Source organism: Lactobacillus sp. C449L (genome assembly GCF_059900815.1).
This window is the reverse complement of record NZ_JBWXGA010000344.1, coordinates 1-425: the sequence shown is the minus strand read 5'-3', so window position 1 is coordinate 425 and position 425 is coordinate 1. Positions and strand designations below refer to the sequence as shown.

The 425-nt window shown below is 52.0% G+C and carries 1 protein-coding gene; it reads left to right on the top strand.

Going from position 1 to position 425, the window contains the following annotated elements; translation table 11 throughout:
* Positions 1 to 425: ATP-binding cassette domain-containing protein (locus tag AC2JF9_RS09700; RefSeq protein ID WP_500727360.1), on the top strand; the 425-nt coding region annotated here is incomplete at both ends.

Below are 425 nucleotides of genomic sequence, written 5' to 3'. Positions count from 1 at the left end.
AATCCTACAACGGCGGTACTCCAACGCTCAAAGGCATTCATCTGGAAATTAAGCAAGGCGAACTGGTTACCTTGATCGGGCCTAGCGGATGTGGAAAAACGACAACCATGAAGATGATTAATCGGCTGGTAGAGCCAACCTCCGGTCTAATCCTGGTGGACGGCAATGATATCGCCAAAACCGATCCGGTTAAGCTTCGCCGGAATATCGGGTATGTCATTCAGCAGATCGGACTTTTCCCGCACATGACAATCAAGGATAATGTAGCCATCGTGCCGCGATTAAAGGGGATGGACAAGTCCTCCTATCTGAAACGAATTGACGAGTTGATGGACATGGTAGGACTGAACCCGAATCAGTATCGGGACCGGTACCCCTCCGAGCTGAGCGGCGGCCAACAGCAGCGAATCGGCGTCATCCGCGCT